Source organism: Pseudothioglobus sp. nBUS_23 (genome assembly GCF_051201565.1).
Classification (GTDB): domain Bacteria; phylum Pseudomonadota; class Gammaproteobacteria; order PS1; family Pseudothioglobaceae; genus Pseudothioglobus.
Genome location: NZ_CP179200.1, coordinates 1,378,915 through 1,400,211, shown reverse-complemented (window position 1 = coordinate 1,400,211; position 21,297 = coordinate 1,378,915). Strand labels below are relative to the sequence as shown.

At 37.9% G+C, this 21,297-nt stretch carries 19 protein-coding genes and 1 tRNA gene; 14 read left to right on the top strand and 6 right to left on the bottom strand.

Annotated features, from left to right (window positions below; genetic code table 11):
• Positions 1–80: 80 nt before the first annotated feature.
• The gene (gene uvrA / locus ACMAZA_RS07135; protein ID WP_435188243.1) at positions 81–2,897 is read left to right on the top strand and encodes an excinuclease ABC subunit UvrA; all 2,817 of its coding nucleotides are present in this window, start codon (positions 81–83) and stop codon (positions 2,895–2,897) included.
• Positions 2,898–2,908: 11 nt separating this feature from the next.
• Here uvrA and ACMAZA_RS07130 read toward each other — a convergent pair whose 3' ends face one another.
• From ACMAZA_RS07130 to purM, 3 genes are read right to left on the bottom strand one after another with little or no spacing between them, the layout of a single operon-like run.
• Positions 2,909–3,598, bottom strand: a complete 690-nt coding sequence (locus ACMAZA_RS07130; protein ID WP_435188242.1) for a DUF3108 domain-containing protein — start codon at positions 3,596–3,598, stop codon at positions 2,909–2,911.
• The gene (purN, locus tag ACMAZA_RS07125; protein ID WP_435188240.1) at positions 3,595–4,203 is read right to left on the bottom strand and encodes a phosphoribosylglycinamide formyltransferase; all 609 of its coding nucleotides are present in this window, start codon (positions 4,201–4,203) and stop codon (positions 3,595–3,597) included. The genes ACMAZA_RS07130 and purN overlap by 4 nt, the downstream gene beginning before the upstream one ends.
• Before the next feature lie 2 nt (positions 4,204–4,205).
• A complete protein-coding gene (gene purM / locus ACMAZA_RS07120; protein ID WP_435188239.1) occupies positions 4,206–5,210 on the bottom strand; it encodes a phosphoribosylformylglycinamidine cyclo-ligase in 1,005 nt (334 codons plus the stop codon).
• Positions 5,211–5,263: 53 nt separating this feature from the next.
• Between purM and ACMAZA_RS07115 the strand changes: the two genes are divergently transcribed.
• The 4 genes from ACMAZA_RS07115 (at position 5,264) to ACMAZA_RS07100 (ending at position 8,174) form a co-directional block, all read left to right on the top strand.
• Entirely contained in the window at positions 5,264–5,824 is a 561-nt protein-coding gene (locus ACMAZA_RS07115; protein WP_435188237.1) for a CDP-alcohol phosphatidyltransferase family protein, read from the top strand.
• Positions 5,821–6,498, top strand: a complete 678-nt coding sequence (locus ACMAZA_RS07110) for an HdaA/DnaA family protein (RefSeq protein ID WP_435188235.1) — start codon at positions 5,821–5,823, stop codon at positions 6,496–6,498. The genes ACMAZA_RS07115 and ACMAZA_RS07110 overlap by 4 nt, the downstream gene beginning before the upstream one ends.
• 144 nt (positions 6,499–6,642) lie before the next feature.
• The gene (gene cysG, locus ACMAZA_RS07105) at positions 6,643–8,025 is read left to right on the top strand and encodes a siroheme synthase CysG (RefSeq protein ID WP_435188233.1); all 1,383 of its coding nucleotides are present in this window, start codon (positions 6,643–6,645) and stop codon (positions 8,023–8,025) included.
• A gap of 64 nt (positions 8,026–8,089) precedes the next feature.
• Positions 8,090–8,174, top strand: a tRNA-Leu gene (locus ACMAZA_RS07100).
• A 21-nt stretch (positions 8,175–8,195) separates the two neighbouring features.
• On the opposite strand, the gene ACMAZA_RS07095 is transcribed toward ACMAZA_RS07100, so the two are convergent.
• Genes ACMAZA_RS07095 through ACMAZA_RS07085 form a run of 3 tightly spaced genes read right to left on the bottom strand, consistent with a single transcriptional unit; the run spans position 8,196 to position 10,829 of the window.
• Entirely contained in the window at positions 8,196–8,759 is a 564-nt protein-coding gene (locus tag ACMAZA_RS07095; RefSeq protein WP_435188231.1) for a TetR/AcrR family transcriptional regulator, read from the bottom strand.
• Positions 8,759–9,661, bottom strand: coding sequence for an oxidoreductase (locus ACMAZA_RS07090; RefSeq protein ID WP_435188229.1), 903 nt, complete (start codon positions 9,659–9,661; stop codon positions 8,759–8,761). Before ACMAZA_RS07090 ends, ACMAZA_RS07095 begins: the two co-directional genes overlap by 1 nt.
• Before the next feature lie 22 nt (positions 9,662–9,683).
• Positions 9,684–10,829: an MBL fold metallo-hydrolase gene (locus tag ACMAZA_RS07085; RefSeq protein WP_435188228.1), complete on the bottom strand. Its 1,146-nt coding sequence runs from the start codon at positions 10,827–10,829 to the stop codon at positions 9,684–9,686.
• A gap of 170 nt (positions 10,830–10,999) precedes the next feature.
• Between ACMAZA_RS07085 and ACMAZA_RS07080 the strand changes: the two genes are divergently transcribed.
• The 9 genes from ACMAZA_RS07080 to ACMAZA_RS07040 all read left to right on the top strand — a co-directional run bounded on the left by ACMAZA_RS07080 (position 11,000) and on the right by ACMAZA_RS07040 (position 21,252).
• Positions 11,000–12,907 carry a heme lyase CcmF/NrfE family subunit gene (locus ACMAZA_RS07080; protein ID WP_435188226.1) on the top strand — a complete coding sequence of 636 codons (1,908 nt, stop codon included), beginning with the start codon at positions 11,000–11,002 and terminating at the stop codon, positions 12,905–12,907.
• Complete coding sequence (gene ccmI, locus ACMAZA_RS07075) at positions 12,904–13,713, top strand: c-type cytochrome biogenesis protein CcmI (RefSeq protein WP_435188224.1); 810 nt, start codon at positions 12,904–12,906, stop codon at positions 13,711–13,713. Before ACMAZA_RS07080 ends, ccmI begins: the two co-directional genes overlap by 4 nt.
• A 5-nt stretch (positions 13,714–13,718) precedes the next feature.
• Entirely contained in the window at positions 13,719–14,846 is a 1,128-nt protein-coding gene (dapE, locus tag ACMAZA_RS07070; protein WP_435188223.1) for a succinyl-diaminopimelate desuccinylase, read from the top strand.
• Between the two features lie 12 nt (positions 14,847–14,858).
• Complete coding sequence (gene trmD, locus ACMAZA_RS07065; protein WP_435188221.1) at positions 14,859–15,533, top strand: tRNA (guanosine(37)-N1)-methyltransferase TrmD; 675 nt, start codon at positions 14,859–14,861, stop codon at positions 15,531–15,533.
• 80 nt (positions 15,534–15,613) lie between these two features.
• Entirely contained in the window at positions 15,614–16,504 is an 891-nt protein-coding gene (gene dapA, locus ACMAZA_RS07060; protein WP_435188220.1) for a 4-hydroxy-tetrahydrodipicolinate synthase, read from the top strand.
• Complete coding sequence (bamC, locus tag ACMAZA_RS07055; RefSeq protein WP_435188218.1) at positions 16,501–17,562, top strand: outer membrane protein assembly factor BamC; 1,062 nt, start codon at positions 16,501–16,503, stop codon at positions 17,560–17,562. The genes dapA and bamC overlap by 4 nt, the downstream gene beginning before the upstream one ends.
• 30 nt (positions 17,563–17,592) lie before the next feature.
• The gene (locus ACMAZA_RS07050; protein WP_435188216.1) at positions 17,593–19,491 is read left to right on the top strand and encodes a BRCT domain-containing protein; all 1,899 of its coding nucleotides are present in this window, start codon (positions 17,593–17,595) and stop codon (positions 19,489–19,491) included.
• A 192-nt stretch (positions 19,492–19,683) separates the two neighbouring features.
• Positions 19,684–20,028 carry a P-II family nitrogen regulator gene (locus ACMAZA_RS07045; RefSeq protein WP_435188214.1) on the top strand — a complete coding sequence of 115 codons (345 nt, stop codon included), beginning with the start codon at positions 19,684–19,686 and terminating at the stop codon, positions 20,026–20,028.
• A gap of 9 nt (positions 20,029–20,037) precedes the next feature.
• Positions 20,038–21,252 carry an ammonium transporter gene (locus ACMAZA_RS07040; protein WP_435188212.1) on the top strand — a complete coding sequence of 405 codons (1,215 nt, stop codon included), beginning with the start codon at positions 20,038–20,040 and terminating at the stop codon, positions 21,250–21,252.
• Positions 21,253–21,297: the final 45 nt, after the last annotated feature.

Sequence of the window (21,297 nt, the reverse complement as noted above, 5' to 3'; positions counted from 1 at the left end):
AAGAATTCAATACAAAATTGTGATTTTACACAAGGGATGAGTATAATGAACCCTTTGTCCGTCATAAAAATCAAGAGTTTATGGATTCAATAAGTATTCGTGGAGCAAAAGTCCATAATTTAAAAAATATAGATGTAAGTCTACCCAGAAATAAACTCGTTGTGTTAACTGGACTATCCGGTTCAGGTAAATCTTCATTGGCATTTGACACTATTTATGCTGAAGGTCAAAGAAGATATGTTGAATCTCTCTCAGCCTACGCGAGGCAGTTTTTGTCTTTAATGGAGAAGCCTGACGTAGACCATATAGAAGGCCTTTCTCCCGCAATCTCAATTGAACAAAAGGCAACCTCGCATAATCCAAGATCAACCGTTGGAACCATTACGGAGATTTATGATTACTTAAGACTTCTTTTTGCAAGAGTTGGCTCACCAAGGTGCCCAGATCATGGAGTTAAACTCCAAGCCCAAACGATCTCTCAAATGGTCGACTCAATTCTGGGGCTGCCAGAAGATTCTAAAATTATGATTTTGGCTCCAATCGTCAGAAATAGAAAGGGGAGTCATCAAAAGCTCCTTCTTGAACTTTCTCATGAGGGATTTTTGCGCGCTCGTATTGATGGAGAGGTTCAATTCCTTGAAGAAGTTGAAGAGCTAGATGGTAATAAAAATCACACCATTGAAATAGTGGTTGACCGACTTAAGGTGAGGCAAGATATATCTTCAAGGTTGTCAGAGTCCCTCGAAACAGCGCTAAATATGAGCTCTGGTATTGCCATTGCAAGTCCAATGGATTCGAATACTGATTGGAAGGAGTTGACTTTTTCAGCCAAGTTCTCCTGTGTCCAATGCGGGTATTCATTAAATGAATTAGAGCCTCGCCTTTTTTCATTCAATAATCCTGTCGGCGCATGCGAAGCGTGTGATGGTCTGGGCGTTAAAGATGTTTTTGATGAGGAAAGAGTTGTAGCCAATCCAGAGCTAAGTCTTGAGGATGGAGCGGTTTACGGCTGGAGCAAAAATAATGCCTACTTCTATCAAATGCTAACTCTTGTTGGTAATTTTTATAACTTTAGTGTATCAACACCATTCAATGAGCTTTCAGATGAGCACAAAAAAATTGTGCTCTATGGAAGCGGAAATCAGTCTATTGATTTTTCTAAAATTAAAGGTAGAAGAGGTTGGTCTAGTCGTAAAAAACCTTTCGAGGGGATCATTCCCAGAATGATGCGGAGATACGCTGATAGCGATATTCGTTCAGTTAGAGAAGATCTATCTCGCTATGTAATAAGCAAGCCATGTGCCAGCTGTCATGGAGATCGACTAAATGCAGCGGCCAGAAATGTTTTTATCAACGACAACAATATATCAGATTTAACAAAATTAACTATTGATCAGGTCTATGAGTTTTTTGAAAAACTTGAGCTCGATGGTCAGCGAGGAGAGATCGCCAGCAAAATCCTGAATGAAATTTCGCAAAGACTCCATTTCTTAATTAATGTTGGCTTGGACTATTTAAATTTAGAAAGAAAAGCAAATTCTTTATCAGGCGGAGAAGCACAAAGAATTAGATTGGCATCACAGATTGGAGCAGGACTAATTGGAGTTCTTTATGTACTTGATGAGCCCTCTATTGGCCTTCATCAAAGAGACAATCAAAAACTATTGGACACTTTAACTTATCTCAGAGACTTAGGAAACACAGTCATTGTAGTCGAGCACGACGAGGATGCAATCAGGCAGGCAGATCATGTGATTGACATTGGCCCAGGAGCGGGCATTCATGGTGGACAAATTGTTGCCAGTGGAACGCCAGATGAAGTCATTGCGAATACTAAGTCACTGACTGGTGACTATCTCAGTGGTCGTCAAGAGATTAGCATCCCCAAGAAAAGAAAAAGATCAGATGGATGGCTCGAGATTACAGGCGCTAGTGGAAATAATTTAAAGAATGTCGATTTAAAAATCCCTGTAGGAGTTTTGACTTGTATTACTGGAGTTTCTGGATCTGGGAAATCTACCTTGATTAATAACACGTTGTATGAGCTAGCAGCACAAACATTAAATGGCGCTCAAACAGATATCGCCCCTTTCAAAGAAGTAAAAGGAATGAATTTATTTGACAAGGTTGTGAATATAAATCAAAGCCCTATAGGTAGAACACCAAGATCTAATCCGGCAACTTATACCGGTGTATTTACTTTAATTCGAGACCTATTCGCACTCACACTAGAGTCTAGATCGAGAGGATATAAATCTGGACGATTTAGTTTTAATGTTAAAGGTGGAAGATGTGAGGCCTGCAAAGGGGACGGCTTAATTAAAGTTGAGATGCACTTTCTTCCAGATGTGTACGTTTCATGCGATGTCTGCAGTGGACATCGATACAACAGAGAAACTCTAGAGATAAAATACAAAGGAAAATCTATAGCTGAAGTCTTAGAAATGACGGTTGAGGATGCGCTGGAATTCTTTAAGCCAATACCAAAGATCAATCAAAAAATACAAACCCTCATGGATGTTGGTCTTTCCTACATTACCCTGGGTCAAAATGCTACAACTCTCTCGGGCGGTGAAGCGCAGCGTATCAAGCTGGCTAAAGAATTATCAAAGTCTGATACGGGTCAAACCTTATACATATTGGATGAGCCAACGAGCGGACTTCATTTTCATGATATAAAACAGCTACTCTCAGTCATTTTTAGACTCAGAGATCGAGACAATACTATTGTCATTATCGAGCACAACCTAGATGTTATTAAAACTGCTGATTGGATAGTTGACTTGGGTCCAGAAGGCGGCAACAAGGGCGGTGAAATAATTGCTTATGGCACGCCAGAGGAAGTGGTTATGAATAAAAAGTCTTTTACTGGCCAGTTCCTTAAGCAGCACCTTTAGAGCTTACAAAGCTATCCTTGAAACTCTATAAGAATCATTGTAAATTCAGTTTTACCGTTAACCTTGTGAATCTTAACCGGCTGAAAATTATCTTTGGCAGATAAATTAAGAGTGAGTTCAAGCTCATCGCATGCCACCCTTAAAGTTTCAATTTCGCTTCCATTGATCTCAATCATTTCATTGCCATCAATCCTAAACTCAAGATATTTCACTCCATCCTGATCGACGACCTGATAGGTAAATTCATTTTGATCTGGGTTGTTGAGCATGTCATTTGAAAGCGCAAGGTAAACGCTAAGAGGATCGACTAGGAGGCCTGGTTTTATTTCCCACTCCTCACCGGTACTTGAAATCGCATAATTTTTATCCGTGGCAATATTTATTTCATAATTCTTTTTGACTTCATCTTTGATTTTTTCGATGACACTGAAATATTTATTTATGACTTGTCCATCCACCTCATTGCCGGTGCTTTTTTCAGATCTGGAGTAGTCGTATAGAGCCTTCCATAAAGACTCAGTTTTGGCTTCAGTGGCGAACGTAAATTGGTCCTCGATGACATCGAGATTGAGAGTGGCCGTTCCAATTTTTAAGTTACCCATTTTTGTATCAGCGTAGAGCTCATAAGTTCCAATATAGGGAGAGAGCGCAAGGGTATTAGAAAAGATAAAGCTTAAGAATAAGAAAGAAATTTTCTTCATATAATTTTTCCATCAAGTGAAGCCGAGCCTTCATTTTCGAGCTTTAGCCTTCTTTGAGTATACCAATGAATAACTTTGGGATAAAGAATGTGTTCTTTTTTTAAAACCTTTTTGGCAAGAGACGTCTCTGTGTCATGACTATCTACATTAACCACCACCTGACTAATGATTGGTCCTCCATCCAGTTCTCTAGTAACAAAATGAACAGTTGCACCGTGTTGTTTATCTGAAGCATTGATTGCTCTTTGATGCGTATCAAGCCCTGGATATTTGGGAAGTAGTGAAGGATGAATATTAAGTACTTTCCCAGAAAAATGATTAATAAATAAAGTAGATAGTATCCTCATGAAGCCTGCAAGGACAATTAGTTCAACATTCAGACTATCAATTATTTTTACTAGCTCTTGATCAAAGTCGACTCTTTCAGAAAATTTTTTTGGATCTACAAAGTAAGTTTTAATGCCAGCTGCTTTTGCTCGTTCAAGGCCATAAGCATTCTTTTCATTGCTTATTACAGCTGAAATTTGAAGGTCTATACTGTCAGCATGCTCAATGATAGATTGTAAATTAGAGCCATTTCCTGAAATTAAAATAACTCCCTTCATTATTACTCGATAATGACCCGCTCACCCTTTGAATGAACAACTTCACCTATAAGCCAAGCATTCTCACCGCATGCATTTAAGTGTTCTATAGTTTGACTTGATGACTCCTTCGATATGATGACAACCATTCCAACGCCGCAGTTAAGAACTCTATACATTTCATGAGAGTCGATATTTCCCTCTTTCTGAAGCCATTTAAAAATTTCAGGCTGACTCCATGAGTTTGAATTGAGCTTTGCTGCAAAATCATCAGGCAAAACTCGGGGTATATTTTCGAGTAGCCCTCCTCCTGTAATGTGAGATATCGCATGGACTGGTAGGGTATTCGCCAGAGATAATATAGATTTAACATAAATTCTGGTAGGCTCAATCAATGAATTAAGCTGCTCAGATGATGGCGTGGACTTTTCTAGAACTTTTCGAATTAATGAGTATCCGTTAGAATGGGGCCCAGATGAGCCTAGAGCTACAATATGATCACCCTCATTAACTTTAGAGCCATCAATTACTTGATTTTTGTCAACAATGCCTACACAAAAACCTGCCAAATCATATTCTTCACCATTATACATACCAGGCATTTCAGCTGTTTCACCACCAATTAATGAGCAGCCTGATTGCCGACAACCTTCACCAATTCCTTCAATGACAGAAGTTGCAATCTCAGGGTTTAATGACCCAGTAGCGTAGTAATCAAGAAAGAATAATGGCTCTGCACCTTGAACTATTAAATCATTCACGCACATTGCAACTAAATCTATTCCGATAGTGTCATGCTTATTTAGCATCTCTGCTACCTTGAGCTTGGTGCCAACGCCATCTGTCCCAGAAATGAGTACTGGATTTTTGTATTTTTCTAAAGGGATTTCAAACATAGCGCCAAAACCGCCTAGACCTCCTAATACGCCAGGTCTTAGTGTTGATTTTGCAATAGGCTTAATTTTCTCAATTAGTTGATTTCCTTTAGTGATATCAACCCCTGAGTCCTTATAAGTCAATGATGACATGATGTTTTCCGTATAATTAAGGTCTTAAAAAATGGATTAAATCAAGCAAAACAATGAGCTTTTCAATGCTTCCTAATGCGCTTTCAATAATACGCATTATTTTAACAGTTCCAATAGTTATAGCACTACTAAAAGAGCAGTATCTTCTTACATTACTACTATTTTTAGTTGCTGGGGTCTCTGACGCTTTAGATGGGTGGATTGCTAAACAGTTTTCTTTGCAGTCACGACTTGGATCGATTTTAGATCCTGTTGCGGACAAAGTCTTATTAACATGTTCCTTTGTCGCACTTTATTGGATTGAGGTTTTGCCGTTGTGGCTCCTTATGATTATTTTTGTTCGCGACGTGATAATCATTGCTGGTGCTCTGGGCTATTTTCTTGGAGATGAGAACTCTGAAAGTGACTTATTAGAACCAAGTCTGATTAGTAAAGTGAATACAGTATTGCAGATTGCTTTGGTTTTATATCTACTCATAATTCAGATTTATGTTGGAATTGATGGTTTTCAAGATATGGTCTTTATTATTGTTGCGACCTCAACTGCTCTGAGCGGTGCAGATTATGGGCTGCTTTGGGTCAAGAAATTTATTTTACAAGAGTCAAAAAAATGAACCAACTTGGCTTACCAATTTCCCTCAACTCTTCAATGCTACTGGAAAATTTTGTTGCTAATGAGGAGCTTTTAAGGTTAATCAATCAGCTCTTTTTGAATCAAAAATCATCTGAGTTATATATCTATGGCGCATCGGGTAGTGGAAAGACGCACGTTCTACAAGGAGCTGTATTAAAGTCTTTGGCAGATGATAAAAATGCATTGTATATAGATTGCTCAGATTCTTTGCCTGAACATTTAGTAGAGTTTATTGATCAAATCAGCTTGATTAGCTTTGATAATGTTCATCTCATAGCAAAGGAAAACGAAGAAATATTTTTTGATTTATTCAATCAAGCTAGGCAATCCGAAGTAAACATTTTAGTGAGTGGAGATTCTTTACCAGTAGAACTCAGGGTAATGAAAGACATCAAAACAAGACTCAGTTTAACAGCTGTTTTTAAGCTCGAAGAGCTGAACGATGAGTTGACTGTGATGGTAATTGACAGTCAAATGATTGAAAGAAATCTTAAGATTGACTCTAAAGTCTATAAATATCTATTCAAAAACGTCTCTCGAGATTTAAAGCTATTATTATCTACTCTCAATGACTTAGATAAGGCCTCTCTTCAATCAAAAAAACCTATTTCAATTCCCTTTGTTAGAGAATTCTTAAACTTGAATAACCAATGAAATTAAAATATTTTTCTATTAATATTTAAATTAAAGAAAATTTTATATCTTTTGATATTTAAATTTTTTATTAATAGAATTATTTACTATACTCCACGCAATGCTTTAATTAGCATTTTTGCTCAATAAAGGCAGAATATTTATATGGACCATCTTCCAATATTTATTAATGTAAGACAAAACCCTTGCCTAGTAATAGGGGGTGGTGATATTGCTTTAAGGAAGATTAATTTATTGATTAAAGCCCAAGCCAAGGTTGACTGCCTTTCTCCTTTATTCTGCGAAGGAATTACTAATCTATCTCAAAATGGAGATGTCAATCTCATTCAAAAACGTTTTGAGTCAGATGACATCAAAGAGTATGCAATCATTATTGCTTCAACAGACGACTCATCAGTTAACGCATTAATCTCCAAGTCAGCAAAAAAAGCAAGAATCCCGGTAAATGTTGTCGATTCACCAGAATTATCAAGCTTCATAATGCCATCAATAGTTGATCGGTCACCAGTTATTATTGCAGTATCTTCTGCTGGTAGGGCGCCTGTTTTAGTAAGAATCATCAGGGCAAAATTAGAGACCGTCATTCCTAGTGCTTATGGAGTCTTGGCAGAAATTGCTGGTGAGTTTAGACAAAAAGTGAAAGATCGCTTTTCTAAAATTAAGGATAGAAGAGCTTTTTGGGAGTCCATATTTTCCGGCGTAATCGCTGAAAAAGTTTTTTCAGGGAGAATCAATGAGGCAAAGGATGACATCGACAAGCAGCTTAAACGTGCCTCCGAAATTGAGCTCGGAGAAGTTTATCTAGTGGGTGCTGGCCCAGGTGATCCTGATCTATTAACCTTTAAGGCTTTGAGATTGATTCAGCAGGCTGATGTTGTTCTTTATGACCGGCTTGTTTCCAAGGGCGTGATGGAGTTAGTTCGAAGAGACTCTGAGCTAATCTATGTTGGAAAGAAAGGTGGAAGTCAAGAATCTACTCGACAGATTGACATTAATGATCAATTAGTAGAGCTTGCCAAATCTGGGAAAAGAGTTTGCAGACTTAAGGGGGGCGACCCATTTATTTTTGGACGAGGCGGCGAAGAAATTGAATCATTATCTGAGCACGGTATTCCATTTCAGGTTGTTCCCGGTATCACTGCTGCATCGGGATGCTCTTCATACGCTGGAATACCATTAACTCATAGGGACTATTCCCAGTCCTGCAGATTTGTAACTGCACACCTGAAGAATGGCACAACCAACCTTCCATGGGATGAGTTCGTGATTGATCAGCAAACTATTGTTTTTTACATGGCTTTGAGCGGCGCTAATTATATATGCCAGAAACTCATGGAGCATGGGATGGATAAAGATATGCCTATTGCAATAATTGAAAAAGGCACAATGCCAGAGCAAAAGGTCTATATTTCATCATTAACTAAATTGCCAGATCTATTAGCAACAGAAGATATTCATGCACCAACCCTGATGATTGTGGGTGAGGTTGTTAGGCTCAATGAAAAGTTGAATTGGTACGGCACATAATTATTGAAATCTATTTTCTTAATTAAGAAATATTTAATTTAATTGGGTATAATTCGAATTCTTCGCGGGAGTGGTGGAATTGGTAGACACGCTGGATTTAGGTTCCAGTGTCGCAAGACGTGAGAGTTCGAGTCTCTCCTTCCGCACCATAAATTTGATTTCAAGAGCTCTCAGGAGCTCTTTTTCATAACATCCCAGATTACGTTCAGTTCACTCTTACTTGGCTTTTTAAGATTTCTTAACTTGAGGTTCTTAATGATGGCCTCTGTAGTGGACCAGTTGATTTGCATCAGTAAATCAAAATCTATCTCTTTAAAATGCCCTTCTATAAACCATTGCTTCAAATCAGCCATCGACTTTTCAAAATTTTTAAAGCCTATTGCTCTTGCATTCTCAGAAACCATAGGGTCATTATCCACTAAACCTAAAAAAATAAATTCGTTATAGTTATTCAAAAAATACTCAATAATTTTTCTTGAACCGTTTTTGATTTGAAGTTCAACACTTGAATCATTAGGCATATTGTCATTTAAGTCAGAAAAAGCATTTTTTTTAATACTTATGTATATTGTATCAATAAGCTCTTGCTTAGATTTAAAGTGAACAAAAAGTGTGCCAGAGGCAACCCCTGCTTTTTTACTGATTTGAGCAGTTGAAGTTGATTGAATGCCTTGACTCGCAAACAGATCTAAAGCGCTCTGATAGATTTTATCTTTGGTTGAGAGCATTGTCATTAGTCATAGATTACCCCAGTTAATTCTTCAGATATCTTCCAAAGTTTTTTTGCGTTATCTACATTATACGATAGTTCGTTTGACTGAACTAAGACTGGGTAACCTCTCATACCACCCATTGATGGAGAGCCAAAATAATCACCTGATTCTGCAGTTAGGTCAGTAGCAGCACGAATCCCGCCTAACGCTCCAATTGAGACTTTTTGTGCAGCAATTTTATTTAAAATTTTCCATATTTTTGAGTAACGTTGAAGTTTAGTGTCAGTGTATCCAGGATGTGATGCAATTACATGGGGATGACCTTTAGTTTGCTTTAGTTTGCGTGAGAGTTCATATGTAAAGTACAGATTTGCAAGCTTGCTGTCACTATAGGCGCTCCAAGTTCTGTATTTTCTTTTTTCCCAATTTAGGTCATTAAAATTAATATTTCCTGACAGGTGAGCAATGCTAGAGACATTCACTACTCTTGAGTTAGGTATCTTTTTTAGAAGAGACATCAGCTGACCTGTTAAAGCAAAATGACCCAAATGATTCGTGCCCATCTGGATTTCAAACCCATCTTTCGTTTTTGAATAAGGGCAGGCCATAATGCCAGCGTTATTGATTAGACAATCTAACGTTTTGTATTTCTTAATAATCGATTGAGAAAAGCTACTAATTGATTCAAGGCTTGTTAAATCTAGTTCTTCAATATCTATCTTTGCATTTTTATTTTCAACAAGAATTTCGTTTGCTACAGACTCAGCTTTTTTAATGTTTCTAGCAGCCATAATAACGGTAGCATTTTTTCGAGAAAGAACTTTAGCTGTTTCCTCACCAAGGCCGCTCGTTGGTCCAGTCACTATAATAATTTTGCCTGACTGATCAGAGATATTTGATTCATTCCAATTTTCTTTTTTCATCTCTTCCTTAAATAATATTGCATTAGATTCTTAGTTTTTCCCACCATGATTTTTTTGGTATATTACTTAATTCAAATACTTCACCAATCATTGGCGTTGCTATGTTGACGTTCTTTTTTGCCGCCTCTTCAGTGATTCGAATGATTGGCTCATCCCAAGGATGAATTGATAAATCAAATTTTGACCAATGGATTGGAAACAGGATTTCTGCTTTTAAATCGATACTGGCCTGTACTGCCTCATCTGGATACATATGAACATTCGACCAGTCAACGTTATATGCACCGTTCTCAATAAAGGCAATGTCGAAAGGCCCATACTCCTCACCTAATTTTTTAAATGTTTCTGAGTACCCACCATCTCCGCTGAAATATGCACTTAAAGACTTGGACTTTACGATCCAAGAGCCCCATAACGTTGAGTTGCCATTAAACACTCCGCGGCCACTAAAGTGAAGTGCAGGGGCAAAGGTAAACTCAATATCTTTATAGTTATTGCTCTCATACCAGTCAAGCTCAGTAATTTTATTTTTAATTACCCCCCACCTTTCTAGATGAGCACCGACACCTAAAGGGACAATAAAGTGATCTACTAGGCCTGATAAATCTTTAATTGCTTTTGAATCAAGGTGATCATAATGATCATGAGAAATGATAACAACATCAACCTTAGGAAGGTCGTCAATTAATATCGGATTTTCAAACTCAAAGGGCTTTCCATTGAAGAAGTTGCTTTTACTGTTAGAGTTAAATGATGGCAGAGGAGATGCTCTATTAAAGACAGGATCGGTCATCACAACCAAGCCTTCAGTATTCATTAGAAGGGTAGAGTGGCCAAGCCAAACAAACTTTCCTTCAATTAAGTCTTTGCCTTTAAATTTTATTGTTGGAAGTGGCTTTAATGGATTTTTATCTTTAGGTGGTGAGAACCAATCCTTGAAAGTCGCTTTTTTTTCTGAAGAACGAAAGTTAGTATAGTTTGTTTTTATGTTTTGAAACTTTCCTTCAATAAAATTTTGAGAGTTTTCAATAGTTTTTAGTGCATCTTTATCTGGTGTGCCTCCGAAAGCTGGAGATACTTTAAGAAAGATAAATATGACAATAGCAATTGCTATTAGAATATAAATCAGATATTTAATGATATTAAGTATTGTAAAAAAAAATTCCAAGTATGCCTCCGTGATCAATTTTAAATGATTATATCTTATTATGAGTGAGTAGTCAGTCATTTTGATATTTTTTGGGATATTCCTTTTTAATTTAGCAACGTCTATTAGGATTAAACATAAGAAATCCTGTAAAATATTAGCTCTTAAAAACACAATAAAAGTATGGCTATATGTTGATTGAAGTTGGGCATTTTGCACTTGTTCTCGCTCTAGTTATTTCCCTATTTTTGATTGCAGTTCCATCTATAGGACTCTATCAAAATAAAGAATCTCTTGCTCAGCTTGCAAAGCCATTAGTCTGGGCTCAAGGTTTTTGGATAGCTGTAGCATTCTTTGTGTTACTAACAGCATTTTTAACGAATGATTTTTCAGTTAAATATGTTGCAGAGAATTCAAATACTCAACTTCCACTTTTATATAAGGCCTCAGCCGTTTGGGGTGCTCATGAAGGCTCTCTACTATTATGGGTTTTTGTGCTATCTCTATGGACTGTTGCTGTTTCGATTTTTTCTAAACGAATTCCATCAGACTTAATTAATCTGACTTTGATAGTTCTAGGGGCTATTAGTTTGGGTTTTTTACTTTTTCTTTTGTATACGTCCAATCCGTTTGAGCGATTAATGATGCCTCCTATGGAGGGCCGAGAACTTAATCCTCTTCTTCAAGACTTTGGACTTGCTGTTCATCCTCCAATGCTTTATATGGGCTATGTCGGCCTAGCTGTTCCATTCGCTTTTGTATTATCTGCTCTTATTAGAGGCCAACTTGATAGTACTTGGATTAGATGGACGAGGCCCTGGACACTGGTATCCTGGTCATTTTTGACTATTGGCATAACGCTTGGCAGTTGGTGGGCTTATTACGAGCTTGGTTGGGGAGGCTGGTGGTTTTGGGATCCAGTCGAGAATGCCTCATTCATGCCTTGGCTAGTTGCAACAGCCTTAATTCATTCTCTCAGTGTCAGTGAAAAACGAGGCGCTTTCAAGCAGTGGACTGTTCTGCTTGCCATTGGAGGCTTTTCATTGAGCCTACTTGGAACTTTTTTGGTGCGATCAGGAGTATTGACTTCAGTCCATGCCTTTGCAACTGATCCAACAAGGGGCTTGTTCATACTCATATTTTTATTTATAGTGATAGGCGGATCGCTTGTCCTCTATACATGGCGCTCTAGCTTATTACAGCAAAGTAATCCTTTTTCTTTATTATCCAGAGAGACAGGCCTTCTGATAAATAATATCCTGCTAGTCACAGCCATGTTGAGTGTTCTTTTGGGTACCCTTTACCCACTTATTTTGGATTCACTTAATCTTGGTAAAATTTCGGTTGGTGCGCCCTATTTCAATGCAGTATTTGTACCAATTATGATTCCAGGAGTTCTTGCACTTGCAATTTTTCCTTATGTTAGATGGAAAAAAGATTCATCAACAAGGGTTTTTAACTTGTTGAAACTTCAGTGGATATACATTTCTCTTTTAACCATACTTTCATGGGTTTTCATTACTAAAAATATTTTTGTTATTGTTGCAATAGGGCTATTTATCTGGGTGGTAAACCATGTCATGGTTCTATTAATTAAAAGGCTAAAAACAAAATCTAAAGTAACTATGTCTTTCCTTGGTATGGTTGTTGCTCATCTTGGAATAGCTGTGTTCGTTCTTGGAGCAACTGTGACCACTCAGCTAGGAGTCGAAAAAGATATCAAAATGACCGTTGGGGAAAAGCAAACGATTGCTGGATTTGATTTTATATTTAATGGCGTAAGTCCTCACTCGAAAGATAATTATTCAGGATTCATTGGTGATATTAGTGTTTCTAGAAACAACAAGAAAGTCACTCAGCTAAAACCTGAGAAGCGTTTATACCAAACTGGAATGCCAATGACAGAGGCATCAATTGATCCATCACTAACTCGTGATCTTTATGTTGCACTGGGTGAAAGTTTAGAGGGCGGCGCTTGGAGCGTAAGAATCTACTACAAGCCACTGGTTCGCTGGATATGGCTTGGCGGACTTATGATTGCCCTTGGAGCATTTTTAGCAGCGGTTGATCGAAGATACATAACGAGGATAAAGTCATGATTTTTTCTTGGCAATTCCTCATTATGCTTATTTTGACATGTCTATTTATTGGTTGGTTTCTTTACAGACCAATAAAATCTGGCTTAAGTCAGGATGAATCAAATATTGCAATTAATAAGCAAAGGCAGGAAGAGTTAGAAATTGATATCAATCAAGGATTCATTGATGATGAGCAGTTCCAGGTTGCAGGATCAGAGATCGTAAACACACTGGCTAATGAATTAACGAATAACAATAAAGCTAGCGTTAAAATAAAGCCGATCAATTGGACGATTGCAGTATTTATGTGTTTAAGTGCCTTATCGATCGCTCTATACTCTCAATTGTCACCAAAGTTCCTTCCAGGTAGTCAGGTTTTATCTGAACCAATGACTATGAATGAGAGTATCAAAAAGCTTCAAACTTTTTTGGAAGAGAATCCAGATGATTTCCAAGCCTTAAAGATGATGGGCCTTGCTCAGATTGGAATCGGTAATACAGATGAATCAATTGTGGCTTTTGAGAGGGCATACCAAATAAATCCTAAAGATATTGACTTATTGCTTCAATATGCGAGTGCCATTGCTGCAACTCAAGAAGGCCAGTTTGATGGAAAGTCTAGAGACTTGATTGAGGAGGCTTTTAATCTAGATTCTCAATCTGTTCAGGTTTTGTATTTTTCAGGTATTGTTGCAGCGCACGAGGGGAATCTTAATGTTGCAATTGATTTTTGGCAAAAGGCACTTTACCTTATGCCTGTAGATCATCCTGACAGAAATATAATCGAAGAGGCTTTAGATACCGTATTGAATTTACAAGTAAAATGACAGCCATGAGTAAAACAGTAGAACTAGCTAAATCACTTATAAGCCATGCCTCAGTTACACCTGACGATAATGGCTGCCAGGCAATAATGATAGAGCGACTCAAAAAAATTGGTTTTGATATTCATCCACTGAAATTTGGAGATGTTGATAACTTCTGGGCTACTCGCGGTAATAACCGCCCTATCTTTGCTTTTGCAGGCCACACTGACGTTGTCCCAGCTGGAAATGAAGAGGCTTGGAATACTAAGCCTTTTGAACCTACCATCAAGGATGGTTTCTTGTTTGGTAGGGGTTCGGCCGACATGAAAGGTGGACTTGCAGCTATGGTTACTGCAACCGAAAACTTTGTTAAAGACAATCCGAATCATGAGGGAACTATTGCTTTTTTGATTACATCTGATGAAGAGGGAGTTGCTGTCAATGGAACAGTAAAAGTAATGGATTATCTCAAAGAAAATGACACAAAAATTGATTACTGTGTGCTTGGAGAGCCTTCTTCCACCTCAATTACTGGGGACGTTATTAAAAATGGTAGAAGGGGCTCACTAAACGGAGTGATTAATGTTAAAGGTCAGCAGGGCCATGTTGCTTACCCTCATTTGGCTAAAAATCCCATTCACTTTATTGCTCCAGCGCTCAATGATTTATGTCTTCAAGAATGGGATAGTGGCAATGAGTATTTTCCAGCAACCTCATTTCAAATTTCAAATTTTCATTCTGGTGATGGTGTGACAAATGTTATTCCGGGTGAAGCTAAAGTTATGTTCAACTTTCGCTACTCAACAGAAACGACAAAAGAAGAATTGATGACTAAGGTCCATGAAATTTTGGATTTGCATAAAATTGACTACACCATCGATTGGTCTCACTCTGGGTATCCATTTTTGACTCCGGTAGGTGATTTGGTTTCAGCCTGCGTCAGCTCGATTCAAGAAACTAAAGGTATTGAACCAGAGCTATCAACATCTGGAGGAACTTCAGATGGAAGATTTATTGCTCAAAAAGGTACCCAGGTTGTAGAGCTTGGACCAGTCAACGCAACGATTCATCAGGTTAATGAATCTGTATTAGTTCAAGATCTAGAAGATTTAAGCAAAATCTATTGTGGAGTTCTAGCGAAGATACTCGTCTAGTAGGGGTACTAAATGAAATTTGATATCATTACACTCTTCCCTGAAATGTTTTCTGCTATCAAAGAAGAGGGTGTCATTTCAAGGGCACTTAAGAATTCAATCATTTCCATAAGAGAATGGCAACTTAGAGACTTTAGCAGTAACAAATATAAAAATGTTGATGATAAGCCTTATGGCGGCGGTGCAGGGATGGTCATGCAGGTAAAACCAATAAGGGATTGCCTAACAAAAATCAAAGAATTGGAGCCTGATACAAAGGTCATTTATTTGTCACCTCAGGGAGAGCCCTTAAATCAGAAACTAGTTGAGAAGTTGACAAAATTTGATTCATTGACACTCCTTTGTGGTCGTTACGAAGGTGTCGATGAGAGAGTAATCGAAAATGATGTAGACTTTGAAGTTTCAATAGGTGATTATGTCATTAGTGGAGGAGAATTGGCCTCAATGGTATTAATTGATGCGGTTAGCAGGCGTTTAGATAATGTGCTTGGAAACAAAGACTCTCTGAATGACTCATTTGCAGATAATTTGCTTGATTATCCCCACTATACAAGGCCCGAGAGTATTGACGGTGAATCCGTGCCCGAGGTCTTATTGAGTGGTAATCAGGCTAAAATTGATGCTTGGCGGCAAGAGCAGGCAATGAAGAAAACAAAACAGAAAAGACCTGACATTTTATCCAGTTAGTTGCTTGATTTAAACACCTTCCTGAATTGTTATTGTGAGGCCAATCGTATATAATTTAACAACACTTTAATAAACACTTTATGACAATAAAACACTCCTATAAAGGCTCAAATGTTGCTTTGATAACTCCAATGTTTGATGATGGCGCTGTAGATTATGAGTCTCTGAATAATCTCATTGACTTTCATATCGATGCTGGAACGAGCTCGATTGTATCAGTTGGAACTACAGGAGAGTCAGCAACTGTAGGAGTAAAAGAGCACCTTAAAATAATCAAGCATACAATTGAGTATGCAGCAAGAAGAATTCCAATAATTGCGGGAACAGGGGCTAACTCAACTTCAGAGGCGATTGAGCTGACTCAAGAGGCTAAAAATCTTGGTGCCGATGCTTGCCTTCTTGTTACGCCTTACTATAACAAGCCAACCCAGGAAGGCTTGTTTCAACATTTTAAGCTGATTGCTGAGAGTGTAGATATTAATCAGATCTTATATAATGTGCCTGGAAGAACTGCAGTAAATATGTCTGTAGAAACAACTGCAAGGCTATCCAAAATCTCAAATATAATTGGCATCAAAGATGCGACTGGAGATCTTGCAGTAATTAAAGGGCTTGTTAAAAGCTGCCCTGAAGATTTTTTACTATTGACTGGAGATGACGCCACTGCTGTCGATTTTCTGCTTTTGGGAGGGCATGGCGGAATCTCTGTTACCGCTAATGTGACGCCTAAAGAGCTTCAAAAAGTTTACATGACGGCTATCGCCGGAAATGCTGACTTAGCCAAAAAGGCGAATAAAGAGCTGACAAGTCTTCATCAGAATTTGTTTGTAGAATCCAATCCAATTCCGGTTAAATGGGCTCTTCATAAAATGGGCATGTGTTCAAAAGGAATAAGGCTGCCACTGATAGAGTTGTCGAGTGAATTCAGACCATTAATAGAGAATGATTTAAAGGAATTAAACCTAATATGAAGATTGTAAATTATTTTAATATTGTATTAATAAGTTTATTTTTAGCTAGCTGCTCAAAAGTCACTGATCCAGTAAAGGAAATTGGTTTAGGCAGTCGGGATATCAATTATCAAGCTGACGAAAAAGTTGATTCTCTTATTATTCCTCCAGATCTTACTAAGCCTAGCGCTCTTCAGGCCTTAACTGAAGTTGAGGAAATTGCTGATGATGGAGAAGTTGCACAGAGGGTTCAAAATATTGAGATTCAAAGAGATAAATATCGTCGTTGGCTTTTAGTTAATCTTTCTCCAAATGAGGTTTGGGTTTTGTCAAAAGAATTTTTTCGCTCTTATGGCTTCAAAATAGAGAATGAAAATCAAAAAATTGGACTCATTGAGACAGATTACCTCGAAATTGAGACGCAAGTTCCAGATAAGTCATTGGGCTCAATACGCGCTGCATTGTCGAAAGCATTAAAAACTCAATATGGGCTCCCTATTGCTGATAAATATAGAATAAGAATTGAGCCAACAGATGACCCAATGAAGTCTGAAGTATACTTAACATTGAGCTCAATAGGGGAAGTCGTCAGCGGCGCAACTAGAGTATGGCAGCCAAGAGAAAAAGACGTTGAACTTGAAACTGAAATGCTTCTTCAGTTGATGGTTTTTCTAGGAAACGATCGTTCAGATGCTGTATCTAAAATTCAATCCAATACAGCTGAAAATATTTCAAATGTAATAGTTGAGCTCTCTGAAACAGGTTATGCAAACTTGATATTTCCATTCGATAAAAAGGAATCATGGAAGCTCATAGGATGGGCGCTTGATGAACTTAGTATTGATATTGAGGATCGTGATCAGATTGAAGGAAGTTACTTTATTAATGTCACTCCAAATAAGAGCTTATTCTCAAAGCTCCTTGCTAGTGCATCGATGACCAAAACGTATCAATTAATTCTGAAAGAAGATATCAATTCACAAACTAGAGTAATCTTTGTTGACCTTAGTGAAGAAAATGACGAGAAAACGATTAGTTATAGCGCAGAACTATTTGACCAAATCGCCTCTAAGTTCTAATTTAATAATAAAAGCTAGATTGTAAAAATCATGCTTACAGAAAAACAAATTCAAGATATATCTGATCAAATCACTTTAGTCAGTGATTTGTCAGATAATCATCTAGTAGAATTCTGTAAGATAGCGAATCAAAGATACCGAGCAGGTATTCCAATTGTCACTGATGAGAATTATGATTTTATTTTCATTTCAGAGCTCGCCAAAAGAATTCCTAGCCACCCTTTTCTTAAGCAAATCGAAGACGAGATTGAAGGGTTTTCAGAAGAGAAAATTAAGCTTCCAGAGAAGATGCTGTCAACTGATAAAGCCTATACATGGGGTGAGGTCGAGAAATGGCTAGAGAGGATTGCTAAATTTTCTGATGATTTTGAATTTCCATTAGATGAAGTTTTAATCAAAGGAACTGCAAAGCTTGATGGATTTGCAGGATATGATGATGGGGCTAAACTCTACACTCGTGGCGATGGCAATAAGGGGAGTGATATATCAAGAGTATTTGATAGAGGCCTTGGAATCCTTAATGATAGTGAAAGAGGGCAAGGTCCTGGTGAGATAGTTGTTAAGAGAAGTTACTTTGAAAACCATTTAAGTGGTCATTTTGAATACCCGCGAAACTTTCAAGCGAGTCTAATTAAAGAAAAAGAGTTGGACCATTTCGCTAAAGATGCAATAAATGTCAAGGCTGCTTTATTTGTTCCCTTTAAGCAACTCCCCTTTTGGCAAGGGAGTATCAAACAGTTTAAGGATCAGTTTGCTGAAATAGTCTCAGAATTAGAACAAGGTGTTGATTTTGATATTGACGGTGTTGTTTTTGAAGTCGTAAATACTGATTTAAAAATACATATGGGGTCAAACCGAAAGTTTCATCGATGGCAAATTGCCTTTAAGGAAAATAAAGAAAAAGCACAAGTCAAAGTCATTTCAATAACACCACAAGTTGGAAGAACTGGAAAAATTACGCCAGTTGCAGAGTTAGAGCCAACCCAGCTCAGTGGAGCAACAATCTACAGAGCCACAGGCCATCATTTTGGCTTAGTAAAGGAGCAAGGTCTCGGAGCTGGAAGCATTGTCGAGTTAACTCGAAGCGGAATGGTTATTCCAAAAATTAATAAAGTCCTAAAAAAAGCAGAAGTAAATATTCCCTCTAATTGCCCAAGTTGTGAGTCACAGCTTATTTGGGATGCGGACTTCCTTATGTGTCCTAATATCAATTCTTGTCCTGATCAAGTTAGAGGAAAAATGATATATTTTTTTAAAATTCTTGCAAATAATGATGGCTTTGGACAAGCGACTATTAAAAAGCTTTATGAAAACGGTATTCGTCGCGTTAGTGAAATTTATCTTCTAGAGATAGATCAATTAATTGCAATGGGCTTTGGAGAGAAAACCTCAAAAAATCTAATAGATCAGCTTAATAGGTCGCGACATGAAAGTATTGAGGATTGGCGTTTTTTGGCTGCTTTTGGTGTGCAAAGACTCGGGATGGGCAACTGTGAAAATTTATTCAAAAATTATCCTATAGAAGAGGTTTTTGAATTAACAGCCGATGAAATTGCAAATATAGATGGTTTCGCAGAGCTAACTGCAGAGCAAATTTTTAAAGGGTTAGAATCTATTAGAGATGAATACCAAATTTTGATAAAGACTGGATTTGAGCTAGAAAAAACCCCCCTTAGTGATGAAGTCGCTTTAATTGAGAGCCCCTTTCATAATAAAAAAATTGTGTTTACGGGCGCCATGAGTCATTCACGCTCCGAACTTGAAAAACAAGCCAAAATGCTCGGTATCTCTGTTGCAAAGAGCGTAAGCTCAAAAACAGATTTTCTGATTATTGGAGAAAATGTTGGTCAATCAAAAATGAATGATGCAAAAAAACATAAGGTTGAAATCATAACTGAGTCTGAATATTTAAAAAAACTCAATACCTAAAATTTTTTTATATATAATAACGTTCATCTTAATTCCGAAGTTGGTTTTAAGTTAAGACATTGACGTTTATTTGGGTTCTAACCCAGGTAAGCGTTTTTTTTCGTCAGTTTAAAGATGAGCTGAACTGGTATAGAAGCCCGCTACTTTCTCGAAGGTAGCGGGCTTCTTTGTTTATAACATTGGAGTAATGATATGAAAATGATAACAGCTTACATTCAGCCAAAAAGACTGGATAGCGTGAGACAAGTTCTTTCAGAAATTGATATTAATGGTGTTTCTGTTACGGAAGTAAAGGGGTTTGGAAGACAAAAAGGCCACACTGAGCTCTACAGAGGTGCAGAGTATGTGGTGGAGTTCCTGCCTAAAGTTAAATTAGAAATTGCAATTACCGACGAGCAAGTTGATGAAGTTATTGAAACCATCAGTTCTGCTTGCAAGATTAATGGCGGAAAGATCGGAGATGGCAAAATTTTTGTTACAAGCCTAGAGCAGGTTGTTCGTATTCGTACGGGCGAATCTGGTCCTGAGGCACTATAGGAGCAGGAAATGGAAAATCAAATATTGGAATTACAATATGCAATGGATACCTTTTACTTTTTGGTAATGGGTGCACTTGTTATGTGGATGGCAGCTGGCTTTTCAATGCTAGAGGCTGGATTGGTAAGGAGCAAAAATACAGCTGAAATACTAACTAAAAATATTGGTCTTTTTGCTATTGCTTGCACTATGTACATGGTTTATGGTTATGACTTGATGTATGGCGGTGGAGCTTTTCTTTCGGGGATTAGTGGACAGGGTGAGACATATTCAAATGCCTCAGACTTCTACTTTCAGGTTGTCTTTGTAGCAACTGCGATGTCTATTGTATCTGGAGCAGTCGCTGAGAGAATGAAACTATTTACTTTTTTTGCTTTCGCTGTAATCTTTACTACTATCATCTACCCTCTTGAGGGTTCATGGACTTGGGGTGGAAATGACGTCTTTGGCCTTTACAATCTTGGTGACTTTGGATTCTATGACTTTGCGGGATCAGGAATTGTTCATATGGCTGGAGCTGCAGCAGCAATTGCTGGTGTATTAATCCTTGGCCCTAGAAAAGGGAAATATGACAAGGATGGAAATTCAAAACCAATCCTGGGTGCTAACCTACCTTTAGCAACCTTAGGAACATTCATCCTATGGCTAGGTTGGTTTGGATTTAACGGTGGATCAGTTTTAGCTATGGCTAGTAAAGAAAGTGCTGATGCAGTAGCCATGGTTTTTGTTAATACAAACGCCGCAGCTGCCGGAGGTGTTATTGCTGCACTAGTTTTTGCTAAACTGTGGTTCGGTAAGGCAGACTTAACTATGACATTAAATGGTGCCTTAGCAGGTCTTGTAGCAATAACTGCAGGACCTGATACGCCGAGTGCTTTTGCTGCAGCTTTGATTGGTGCAGTAGGCGGTGTTATCGTTGTGTTGTCGATTGTTTGGTTGGATCGTAAGCTTAAGATAGATGACCCTGTTGGTGCTATTTCAGTTCATGGTGTAGTCGGACTTTGGGGTCTATTGGCAGTTCCATTAACTAATGCCGATGTTTCATTTTCAGGACAAATAGTTGGAGCCTTAACCATATTTGTATGGGTATTTATTGCCTCAATGCTAGTTTGGCTAGCGCTCAAAGCTCTGATTGGTATTCGCGTTTCGGATGACGAGGAAGAGTCTGGAGTAGACATCTCTGAGTGCGGAATGGAAGCTTACCCAGAGTTTGTAACGAAATAAATAATTGGCATCAATTGTCCAGATTGGTGCCATCCATTTTATGCA